Below are 9,807 nucleotides of genomic sequence, written 5' to 3'. Positions count from 1 at the left end.
CTCGAACAACATCGCCAACATGAACACCGTGGCGTTCAAGCGCCAGCGGGCCGAGTTCCAGGACCTCCTCTACCAGACGTTCGAGGCGGCCGGGACGCAGTCGTCCGACCAGGGCACCATCGTGCCGACGGGCGTGCAGGTGGGCGCGGGCGTCAAGGCCGGCGCGATCTACCGCGTGCAGACGCAGGGCTCGCTCACCCGCACCGACAACCCGTACGACATGGCCATCGACGGCCGCGGCTACTTCCAGGTGCTCACGCCCTCGGGCGAGACGGCCTACACCCGCGCCGGCAACTTCTCGGTCAGCGACCAGGGCCAGCTCGTCACCCAGGACGGCTACACCATCGAGCCGGCGATCACGATCCCGCCCGACGCGGTGCAGGTGAACGTCTCCAAGACCGGCCAGGTCGAGGTGCTCCAGGCCGGCCAGACAGCGCCCAGCATCGTGGGCGTGATCGAGCTCGCCACCTTCGTCAACGAAGGCGGCCTGACCGCGCTCGGCGGCAACCTCTACAAGGAGACGGCGGCCTCGGGCACGCCCACCACCGGCACGCCGGGCTCCACCGGCATCGGCACCCTCACCCAGGGCTACACCGAAGCGTCGAACGTCGACGCGGTGGCCGAAATCACCGCCCTGATCGTCGCCCAGCGCGCCTACGAGATGAATTCCAAGGTCATCTCCACCGCCGACAACATGCTGGCCACCGCCAACCAGGTGAAGACGTAAGCTCATGAAGACGCTGGCTTCCTTCGGCGCGCTCCTTGCCGCCCTCGCCCTGGCCGCTCCGGCCTTCGCCGCCGTCCCGGTGACGCTGAAGATGAACGCGGTCGACGCCGACGGCGTGGTCACCCTGGGCGAGATCTTCGACGGCGCGGGCCAGGCCGGCCTCACGCCCGTCGCCACCCGCCCGCAGGCCAGCGTGATGCTGAACGCCCAGGCCGTGCGCCTGGCCGCGGCCCGCGCCGGCCTCGACTGGGCCAACGCCGAGGGCCTGCGCACCATCGTCGTCAGCGGCGGCGCGCCCGCCGTCTCCGGCTCGGCCGTCGCCGCCCGCGGCAATGTCGACGTGCTCACCTGGGCCCGCTCGATCCCCGCCGGCGAGATCGTCCAGCCCACCGACCTCGTCTGGGGCAAGGCGGCGCTGGCCCCGGCCGACGCGCCGAACGACCCCGACGCCGTGATCGGCCTGGCCGCCCGCCGCCCCCTGCGCGCCGGCGCCGCGGTCGCCGCGCGCGACGTTTCCGCGCCCCAGGTGATCAAGGCCAATGAAGTGGTAACCCTCACCTACGACAACGGTGGGGTCTCGCTCGCGCTGCAGGCCAAGGCCCTGTCCGGCGGCGCGGTGGGCGAAACCATCAACGTGCAGAACGTCACGTCGAAGAAGACCGTCCAGGCCGTGGTCACCGGACCGGGCCAGGCGGCGGTCGGACCCCAGGCGGAGCAGCTGAAGCTCAACCGCTCGACCCGTGTCGCGCTCCGTTGAAGGAAGCAAACATGCGCCTGCGCATCCTGGCCCTCGCCGCCCTCGCCCCGCTCGCCGCCTGCTCGACCGTGAAGGAGGCCGTGAAGGGCCCCGACCTGGCGCCGGTGGGTTATCCCGCGGCCATGGCGCCGATCACCCAGCCGATGGCCTCGGCCCGCGAGCCGTCGCCGCAGTCGGCCAGCGCCAACTCGCTCTGGCGCACGGGCGCGCGCGCCTTCTTCAACGACCAGCGCGCCGGTCGCGTCGGCGACATCCTGACCGTCAATATCGACATCGACGACAGCGCCAAGACCACCAACGCCTCGGCCAGTTCGCGCAGCTCGGGCGCCAAGATGGGCGTGCCCCATTTCCTGGGCCTGGAGTCCACCCTGGGGAAAATCCTGCCGGGCGCCTATGAAGCCGAGAACATGATCGAGACCGCCTCCGCCACCAGCAACGCCGGCGGCGGCTCGGTGAACCGCCAGGAGAAGATCAGCCTGACGATCGCCGCGGTGGTCACTGCGATCCTGCCCAACGGCAACATGGTGATCCAGGGCACCCAGGAGGTCCGCACCAACGCCGAGCTGCGCCAGCTGACCGTCGCCGGCATCGTGCGCCCCGAGGACATCTCCTCGGCCAACACGATCCGCCACACCCAGATCGCCGAGGCCCGCATCAGCTACGGCGGCCGCGGCGACATCAGCCGCGTGCAGAAGACCCCGGCCGGCCAGAGCCTGATCGAGAAATTCTCGCCATTCTGATGCGGCCGGCGCGAGGCCGCCCTTCGGCCGCCTAGCCCATCAGCAACCGGCCGAAGGCCTGCCAGGGCTCGGTGAAGGCGATCGCGACCCGCAGCGGCTCGGAGACGAGCAGGAGCCCGCCGCCCCAGAGGGTGGCGGGATGCAGGCGGCCCCGGACGAGCAGGTCGTAGGCGACCAGCGCGAGCAGGAAGACGTCAACCAGCAGGAGCGCGCCGATCGCGCCCGGGATTCCAGGGGTCGTCCGCGTGACGATCCGCGCCAGGGCCGGTCCCAGCAGGCTCATGGTCGCGATCAGCATCAGCCGCTTGTGGACGTCGGGACGGTTGCGGTTCGCCACGCCCGCCGCAACGTAGAGAGCGAACAGGCCGACCGCCGCCAGCGGGAACATCACGAAGACATACGGGTCGGCCAGGGTGCCGGCGTTGGCGGCCGTGTGGACGCGTCGCTGGCTCTCCAAGGCCACGAAGACGCCGGTGGCGAGCGTCGCCAGCGCCAGCACGACCCCCGCCAGGCCAGTGACCCGGTGGATGTCGGGGCGGCCCGAGGCGATCAGACCGGTCTGTGTCACGAGCAACAGCATCCACGCCGTGCAGAGGCCGCCGTGCAGGTGCACGGTGGGCGTGAGCACCGGCGTCGGGGCGTCGTTCAGCCCGGCCAGGTAGTAGGTCGGCGCGAAGCCGACGAAGGCCGTCGCGGCCATTGCGACCGCCATGCCGGTGAAGAATATCCGATCGGTCTGGACATGCGCCTGAGGCGCGACGCTGGTCGTCACCTTCCGCCCTCCCTGAGCCGCCACGCCCCGGACGGCCCAACCATAGCACTCATAACGGCGGTTTCCCGCAAGGATCGACGCGCGGCCGTCCGAGCCGCCCGACTTCCTCGACCTCGACCCGCAGACCCACGTCCGCCACGCCTGCCGCCGCCTGGGCCTGCCCGAAGACCTGGCCGAGACCTGGCAAGACCTCCCCGAACCCACCTTCTTCCCCGACCCCGCGCCCCGCCCGCGGGACCGGGACGAACCCGAGTTCTACGCCCCACCAGCGGCGCCTGACTCCGCCGAGAGCGCCCCGGTCCCCTGGCCCAACACCGGCTGACGGCGCGCAGCGCCTTCAATGAACCACGGATTACACGGATGAGCAGAACGAGCCCGGCGCCCAGCCAGGCACGGCGCCCATCCGTGCAATCCGTGTAATCCGTGGTTCCAAACGACAGCGCCTGCGGCGCGGCGTACGCCCGCTTCAGATCAAGGGTCGCGATGTCCCCGACCTTCGCCCCGATGGGCCGTCGGTCAGGCCCGGCGTCCCGTCGCCGAGGCGTTGTCGACGCCCAGGGCCGCGAGCGCGGTCCGTACGATCCCGTCGGCGTCCAGCCCGGCCAGCGCGTACATCGCGTCGGGCTTGTCGTGGTCCTGGAAGATGTCGGGCAGCGTGAGCGTGCGTACCCGGAGGCCGCGGTCCAGCGCGCCGTGCTCGGCCAGCGCGTGCAGCACGAAGCTGCCGAAGCCGCCCACGGCGCCTTCCTCCACCGTGATCAGCGCCTCGTGCTCGCGGGCCAGCCGCAGCAGCATGTCGACGTCCAGCGGCTTGGCGAACCGTGCGTCGGCCACCGTGGCCGAGAGTCCGCGCGCGGCCAGCTGGTCGGCGGCCTTCAGCGCCTCGCCCAGCCGCGTGCCGAATGACAGGATGGCCACCGCCGTGCCCTCGCGCACGATCCGGCCCTTGCCGATCTCGAGCGGCGCGGCGAGCAGCGGGATCTGGGCGCCCGTGCCTTCGCCGCGCGGATAGCGGAACGCCGAGGGCCGATCGTCGATGGCGGCGGCCGTGGCGATCGCCTGGGCGAGCTCGGCCTCGTCGGACGGGCCCATGAGCACCATGCCGGGCAAAGCGCCGAGGTAGCCGATATCGAACGAGCCCGCGTGCGTCGCGCCGTCAGCGCCCACGAGGCCCGCGCGGTCGATGGCGAAGCGGACCGGCAGGCCCTGGATCGCCACGTCGTGGACCACCTGGTCGTAGCCGCGCTGCAGGAAGGTCGAATAGAGCGCGCAGAACGGCTTCATGCCGTCGGCGGCCAGGCCCGCGGCGAACGTCACCGCGTGCTGCTCGGCGATGCCCACGTCGAAGGTGCGCTCGGGGAACTTCTGGCCGAACAGGTCGAGGCCGGTGCCCGAAGGCATGGCCGCGGTGATCGCCACGATCTTCGGGTCGCGCTCGGCGTGCTTGATCAGCTCCTGGGCGAACACCTTGGTGTACTGCGGCGCGCCGGGCTGGGCGGGCTTGGCCTGCTGGCCGGTGACCACGTCGAACTTGACCACGCCGTGGTACTTGTCGGCGGCGTTCTCGGCCGGCTCGTAGCCCTTGCCCTTGTGCGTGACCACGTGGACCAGCACCGGCCGGTCGTCGATCTTGCGGGCGTTCTGCAGCACGTGGACCAGGGCGTCCATGTCGTGCCCGTCGATCGGCCCCACGTAGTAGAAGCCCAGTTCCTCGAAGAAGGTGCCGCCCGCGACCATGCCGCGGGCGAACTCCTCGGCCTTGCGTGCCGCCTCGCGCATCGGCCGCGGGAAGGCCTTGGCCACCGACTTGCCCAGGTGGCGCAGCGACTGGTAGCCGCCGCCCGAGACCAGCCGGGCGAAGTAGGCGCTCATCCCGCCCACCGGCGGGGCGATCGACATGTCGTTGTCGTTCAGGATGACGGTGAGCTGCTTGGTCGTCCCCACAGCGTTGTTCATAGCTTCGTAGGCCATGCCGGCGCTCATCGAGCCGTCGCCGATGACAGCCACCACCTTGTTGTCGCGGCCCTCGGCGTCGCGCGCCGCTGCGAAGCCCAGCGCCGCCGAGATCGAGGTGGCCGCGTGCGCCGCGCCGAACGGGTCGTAGGCGCTCTCGCTGCGCTTGGTGAAGCCCGACAGGCCGCCGCCCTGACGCAGGGTGCGGATGCGGTCGCGCCGCCCGGTCAGGATCTTGTGCGGATAGGCCTGGTGGCCGACGTCCCAGATCAGGATGTCATCCGGCGTCTCGTAGACGTGATGCAGGGCCACGGTCAGCTCGACCACGCCCAGGCCGGCGCCCAGATGGCCGCCCGTCTGCGACACGGCGTCGATCGTCTCGGCGCGTAGTTCGTCTGCCAGCTGGCGGAGCTGAGGGATCGTGAGGCTGCGCGTATCGGCGGGCGAGGAGACCGTGTCGAGCAGGGGGGTGACGGGAGGCAACGCGGGCAGTCCTCGGGGTATTACTGGCGGCGCTCTAGCACGAAATCGACGCTGGCCCGCAGGAATTCCGCCCGCGAACCGAACGGATCCAGATGGGATTTCGTCTGGGTTTTGAGCAGGCCCAGGCGCTCTTTCGCCGCATCCACGCCCAGCAGGGTGACGAAAGTGGTCTTGCCGGCCGCCGCGTCCTTGCCCGCCGCCTTCCCCATCAGGCCGGCGTCGCCCTCGGCGTCCAGCAGGTCGTCCACGATCTGATACGCGAGCCCCAGGTCATGGGCGAACGCCATCAGCGGTTGCCGCTCGATGTCCTGGGCATGCGCGATCACCAGCGGCAGCTCGAAGGCGCAGGCGATCAGGGCGCCGGTCTTCAGCCGCTGCATCCGGGCCACGCCGCCCAGGTCCTCGCGTACGCCCAGCATGTCGATCATCTGGCCGCCCACCATGCCGCGCGCGCCCCCCGCGACGGCCAGCCGCGTTACCAGCTCGGCGCGGACGCCGCCGTCGGGATGGGTGTCGGGATGGGCCAGGATCTCGAAGGCGGCGGCCTGTAGCGCATCGCCCGCCAGCACGGCGGTCATCTCGTCGTACTGCACGTGCACGGTCGGCTGTCCGCGGCGCATGGTGTCGTCGTCCATGCACGGGAGATCGTCGTGGATCAGGCTGTAGGCATGGATGCATTCCAGCGCGCAGGCGGCTCTGAGGACGTAGGTCTCGTCCAGGTCGAACATGCGGCCGGTCTCGAGCGCGAAGAAGGTGCGCAGGCGCTTGCCCTCGCCCAGCGCGGCGTAGCGCATCGCTTCGGTCAGGCGGCTCTCCGGGCCTTCGGCGCGCGGCAGCAGCTCATCGAGCGCCACGGTGACGAGGTCCGCCGCCTCGGCCACACGGCGGGCGAGGTCCATCAGCTGAACTCGGCAGGCTCGACGCCGGCCGCGCCGCCAGCGCCCATGACGATCTTCTCCACCCGCAGGCGCGCGGCCTCCAGCCGCGTCTCGCAGTGCGCCTTCAGCGCAGCTCCGCGCTCGTACATGCGGATCGAGTCCTCGAGGGGCGCCTGGCCCGATTCGAGCCGCGCCACGATCTGCTCGAGCTCGGCGAGCGCCTGCTCGAAGGTCATGGCGGCGATGTCGGCGGGCTCGGACATGGGACGATCTCTAGCTGTGGCTTTGAGCGGAATCCACTGCCATTCAGCCGCGTTCGAAGCGGCGCATCGACCAGTACTTGTAGCCCTCGCTCTGCACGAGGCGCCAACCCAGCTTCTTCAGCGAGCGGCCGATCATGTAGTTGAAGAAGCCGTGCGCCAGGACGACGACGTTCTCGCCGCCCGCGGCCAGGCCGATCAGCAGGGCTGCGGCCCGGTCGGCGCGCGCCTCGGCCTCGCTGCGGGTCTCCTGCCCCTCGTGGTGGTCGAAGAACCACCACCAGAACCGCGCCATGAAGCCCCACACCTTCGGCGACAGCTTCACCCACTTCGGCAAGTTGGGCGGCGGCAGCGGCGCTTCGATCAAGAGGTCATGCCGCTCGAACGGCCGTTCCCCGGCGAGGGTCTGGGCGCTCTCGATCGCCCGCAGGCGGGTGGACGAGACCAGCGAGCCGCACTCCACGACGAAGTTCCGTAGCGCGTCGGGCGGCGTCTGGCCCGGCAGCAGGCCCATGATCTCGTAGCGGCCCCAGAATTCCCGGTACTCGGCGGCCGACAGGCGCACCTTGCGCGACAGCGCCGGCTCGCCGTGGCGGGCCAGCACGATGGCGCCATGAGCCAGGGGGGCCGGCTTGGGAGACTTGGCGGTCAAGACGCTGGCCATCGATCCTGAGAACGCACCGGCGCTCCGCCCCTCACCCTTCGCCGAGCGCCCTCACGTGGGCGAGGGCGGAGCGGCCTAGAGCTTGGAGGTCGTATCCGCCCTCGAGCGACGACACAACCCGGCCCTTGGCGTGGCGGTTGGCCACCGAGGCGATGGCGCGCGTGGCCCAGGCGAAGTCGGCCTCCTCCAGGCTCTGGCCGCCGCCGCCCACAGGGTCCCACTTGTGCGCGTCGAACCCTGCCGAGACGATGATCAGGTCGGGCGCGAAAGCGTCGACGCGATCCATCAGGCTCTCGAAGGCGCGCTTCCAGACCTCGACCGGCGCGCCCTCGGGCGAGACCGCGTTGACGATGTTGTCCGGGACGGGCTCGGACGGATGGCCCGTGCCCGGCCACATCGGCCACGACTGGATCGAGGCGAAGAACATGCCGGGCCGCCCGCCGAGGGCCGCCTGCGTGCCGTTGCCGTGATGGATGTCGAAGTCGACCACCGCCACCTTGCCGAGGCCCGCCTTCTGGGCCGCGTGCGCCGCCACCGCGACGTTGGAGTAGATGCAGAAGCCCATCGACGCGCCCGGCTCGGCGTGGTGCCCCGGCGGCCGCACGGCGCAGAACGCGCGCTGGGCCCGGCCGGCGGCGACGTCGCGTACCGCCGTCACCACCGCGCCCGCCGCGCGCCGCGCCGCCGTCAGGCTGCCCGACGACATCGAGGTGTCCGGGTCCAGGTGCACGCGTCCTTCGCGCGGCGCCACGCGGGCGATCTGGTCCAGATAGGCGCGGTCGTGGACCGCCAGCAAGTCGGCCTCCTCGACGAACGGCGCATCGTTCGGCGCCAGGTCCAGCGTGGCGTCCTCCAGCGCGTCCACGACCGAACGCAGGCGCTCCGGGCTTTCCGGGTGCCGGTCGCCCGGACGGTGGTCGAACATGTCGAGATGGGTGTAGAGCGCGACGGTCATACCTCATCCTAACGCAAGTTTTCCGCCCGCCCATGACTGAACCCGTGATCCGCCGCGCCGGTCCCGCCGACGCCGAAACCCTGTCGGCCCTGGGGGCCCAGACCTTCCGCGAGACCTTCGCGCACCTCTATCCGCCGGCGGACCTGGAGACTTTCCTGGCCGACGCCTACGGGATCGAACGCACCCGCGCCGACCTGGCCGATCCGGCGAAGGCGTCTTGGCTCGTGGAGGCCCGCGGCCAGGCCATCGGCTACGCCCTGGCCGGCCCCTGCGGCCTGCCCCACGGCGACGTGACGCCCGCTTGCGGCGAGCTCAAGCGGATCTACTTCCTGAAGGACCACCAGGGCGGCGGCCTCGGCCGGGCCCTGTTCGGCAAGGTGATGGACTGGCTGCTGCGGGATGGCCCGCGCGACGTGTGGATCGGCGTCTGGTCCGAGAACTACGGCGCCCAACGCTTCTACGAGCGCCACGGCTTCTCCAAGGTCGGCGAGTACGGCTTCGAGGTCGGCCGGACGGTGGACCTCGAGTTCATCCTGCGGCGCTCGGCGGAGAGTTTTTCTACAAGGGCGGCGTAATCAGGCCCAAGTCGACACACTTTCGCCCCAATCAAGCCGGGTCGGACCTACTTCATTGCTTAGATTTAACCTCGCACCATCTTGGCGAGATCGCCGGCTTTTGGGACCTTAGCCATCGTTCGGCGTTGAGTTTTCGAAGGCGGGCGATGGGGATGCTCAAGATCGGCTACGTTCGGCTGCGGGATGCGACCGCGCACGAGGACACCGCCGTCCTGAAGGCCGCCGGCTGCCAGGTGGTCAGGGCGGAGGAGCCGCACTCCGGCGGCCACACGCTGAGCTCCATCCTCAACTTCATCGGCGCGGGCGACCAGCTGGTGGTCACCCGCCTGGACCGGCTGGCCCTCACCGGCCGCGGCCTGCTCGACGCGCTCGAGCGGCTCGAGGCCCGCGGCGCCAGCCTCTGCGTCCTGGAACCCGAGCTCTCCAGCCAAGGCGCCACCGGCCGCACGCTGCGCGCCGTGCTGGAGGCGGTCGCGGACCTCGAGCCCGCCGGCCATCGCCGCCGCCGCCCGGCCGCCGCCGCCCACGAGATCTTCGCCCTCCAGCGCGCCGGCGTCGGCCCCGTCGAGATCGCGCGGCGCCTCGGCGTCTCCCGCATGACGGTGTGGCGCAAGCTGAAGGCGGTGGAGGCGGCGGGCGTCAGCGCTTAGGTCGCGCGCAGACGCCGCGCCCGGCGAACCGGACGCCTAGACTACCAGCCAGATCCGCCCGGCATGCGCTCGCCGGGGGCGAGGCGTTCCCAGGGCGGGATGTAGGGCTGTGGCGCAGGCTCTGGAGGTGGCGGCAGGTCCGGCGGCGGCTCGGCCAGGACTTCCGGCGGCGGCTCGGGCTCGGGCGGCAGGTCGGGCGGCGGCGCGGCGGACACCGCAATCGGCGCCGGTGGGTCGACCGGCGGCGGCGGAGCGTCGTCCGTGTCGGCTTCGGGGTCCTCGCCCAGGCCGATCTCGTCGGAGAGGCGCTGGATCAGGGTCTCGACGGGCGTCTCGAGGAAGTCGTCGTCGAAGGACAGGTCGCGCAGACGCATGCCGACGTCGTCGAACAGC

Annotated in this window: 12 protein-coding genes; 5 read left to right on the top strand and 7 right to left on the bottom strand. The window is 71.1% G+C overall.

Going from position 1 to position 9,807, the window contains the following annotated elements:
• From flgG to flgH, 3 genes are all read left to right on the top strand, one after another.
• Positions 1-727 (top strand): flagellar basal-body rod protein FlgG (gene flgG / locus VGD44_RS06105; RefSeq protein ID WP_331084948.1); only part of this gene is annotated, 727 nt, incomplete at its 5' end.
• A 4-nt stretch (positions 728-731) separates the two neighbouring features.
• On the top strand, positions 732-1,484 hold the full coding sequence (flgA, locus tag VGD44_RS06100) for a flagellar basal body P-ring formation chaperone FlgA (RefSeq protein WP_331084946.1): 753 nt from the start codon (positions 732-734) through the stop codon (positions 1,482-1,484).
• 11 nt (positions 1,485-1,495) lie between these two features.
• Complete coding sequence (gene flgH / locus VGD44_RS06095; RefSeq protein WP_331084943.1) at positions 1,496-2,224, top strand: flagellar basal body L-ring protein FlgH; 729 nt, start codon at positions 1,496-1,498, stop codon at positions 2,222-2,224.
• A 31-nt stretch (positions 2,225-2,255) separates the two neighbouring features.
• On the opposite strand, the gene VGD44_RS06090 is transcribed toward flgH, so the two are convergent.
• The 6 genes from VGD44_RS06090 to VGD44_RS06065 all read right to left on the bottom strand — a co-directional run bounded on the left by VGD44_RS06090 (position 2,256) and on the right by VGD44_RS06065 (position 8,189).
• On the bottom strand, positions 2,256-2,996 hold the full coding sequence (locus tag VGD44_RS06090; protein ID WP_331084941.1) for a hypothetical protein: 741 nt from the start codon (positions 2,994-2,996) through the stop codon (positions 2,256-2,258).
• A gap of 516 nt (positions 2,997-3,512) precedes the next feature.
• Entirely contained in the window at positions 3,513-5,432 is a 1,920-nt protein-coding gene (dxs, locus tag VGD44_RS06085) for a 1-deoxy-D-xylulose-5-phosphate synthase (RefSeq protein ID WP_331084939.1), read from the bottom strand.
• A gap of 20 nt (positions 5,433-5,452) precedes the next feature.
• A complete protein-coding gene (locus tag VGD44_RS06080) occupies positions 5,453-6,334 on the bottom strand; it encodes a farnesyl diphosphate synthase (protein WP_331084951.1) in 882 nt (293 codons plus the stop codon).
• Positions 6,331-6,573, bottom strand: a complete 243-nt coding sequence (locus VGD44_RS06075; RefSeq protein ID WP_331084937.1) for an exodeoxyribonuclease VII small subunit — start codon at positions 6,571-6,573, stop codon at positions 6,331-6,333. The genes VGD44_RS06080 and VGD44_RS06075 overlap by 4 nt, the downstream gene beginning before the upstream one ends.
• A gap of 43 nt (positions 6,574-6,616) precedes the next feature.
• Complete coding sequence (locus tag VGD44_RS06070) at positions 6,617-7,234, bottom strand: histidine phosphatase family protein (RefSeq protein ID WP_331084935.1); 618 nt, start codon at positions 7,232-7,234, stop codon at positions 6,617-6,619.
• Positions 7,235-7,265: 31 nt separating this feature from the next.
• On the bottom strand, positions 7,266-8,189 hold the full coding sequence (locus VGD44_RS06065) for a histone deacetylase family protein (RefSeq protein ID WP_331084933.1): 924 nt from the start codon (positions 8,187-8,189) through the stop codon (positions 7,266-7,268).
• Between the two features lie 32 nt (positions 8,190-8,221).
• Between VGD44_RS06065 and VGD44_RS06060 the strand changes: the two genes are divergently transcribed.
• Together VGD44_RS06060 and VGD44_RS06055 are read left to right on the top strand one after the other, a co-directional pair.
• The gene (locus VGD44_RS06060; RefSeq protein ID WP_331084931.1) at positions 8,222-8,764 is read left to right on the top strand and encodes a GNAT family N-acetyltransferase; all 543 of its coding nucleotides are present in this window, start codon (positions 8,222-8,224) and stop codon (positions 8,762-8,764) included.
• 146 nt (positions 8,765-8,910) lie between these two features.
• Positions 8,911-9,414 carry a recombinase family protein gene (locus VGD44_RS06055; RefSeq protein WP_331084929.1) on the top strand — a complete coding sequence of 168 codons (504 nt, stop codon included), beginning with the start codon at positions 8,911-8,913 and terminating at the stop codon, positions 9,412-9,414.
• 41 nt (positions 9,415-9,455) lie between these two features.
• Here the strand turns inward: VGD44_RS06055 and VGD44_RS06050 are convergent.
• Positions 9,456-9,807, bottom strand: a 352-nt coding sequence (locus VGD44_RS06050) for a hypothetical protein (RefSeq protein ID WP_331084927.1), incomplete at its 5' end; no start/stop codon positions are given.

Source organism: Phenylobacterium sp., assembly GCF_036402295.1.
GTDB lineage: Bacteria > Pseudomonadota > Alphaproteobacteria > Caulobacterales > Caulobacteraceae > Phenylobacterium.
This window is presented reverse-complemented; position numbering and strand designations above follow the sequence as displayed.

What these genes read in the sequence shown, in the direction of transcription:
- VGD44_RS06075 (WP_331084937.1), bottom strand. Translation starts at nt 6,573, where the DNA reads ATGTCCGAGCCCGCCGACATCGCCGCCATGACCTTCGAGCAGGCGCTC.
- flgH (WP_331084943.1), top strand. Translation starts at nt 1,496, where the DNA reads ATGCGCCTGCGCATCCTGGCCCTCGCCGCCCTCGCCCCGCTCGCCGCC.
- VGD44_RS06060 (WP_331084931.1), top strand. Translation starts at nt 8,222, where the DNA reads ATGACTGAACCCGTGATCCGCCGCGCCGGTCCCGCCGACGCCGAAACC.
- VGD44_RS06055 (WP_331084929.1), top strand. Translation starts at nt 8,911, where the DNA reads ATGGGGATGCTCAAGATCGGCTACGTTCGGCTGCGGGATGCGACCGCG.
- VGD44_RS06065 (WP_331084933.1), bottom strand. Translation starts at nt 8,189, where the DNA reads ATGACCGTCGCGCTCTACACCCATCTCGACATGTTCGACCACCGTCCG.
- flgA (WP_331084946.1), top strand. Translation starts at nt 732, where the DNA reads ATGAAGACGCTGGCTTCCTTCGGCGCGCTCCTTGCCGCCCTCGCCCTG.
- VGD44_RS06070 (WP_331084935.1), bottom strand. Translation starts at nt 7,234, where the DNA reads ATGGCCAGCGTCTTGACCGCCAAGTCTCCCAAGCCGGCCCCCCTGGCT.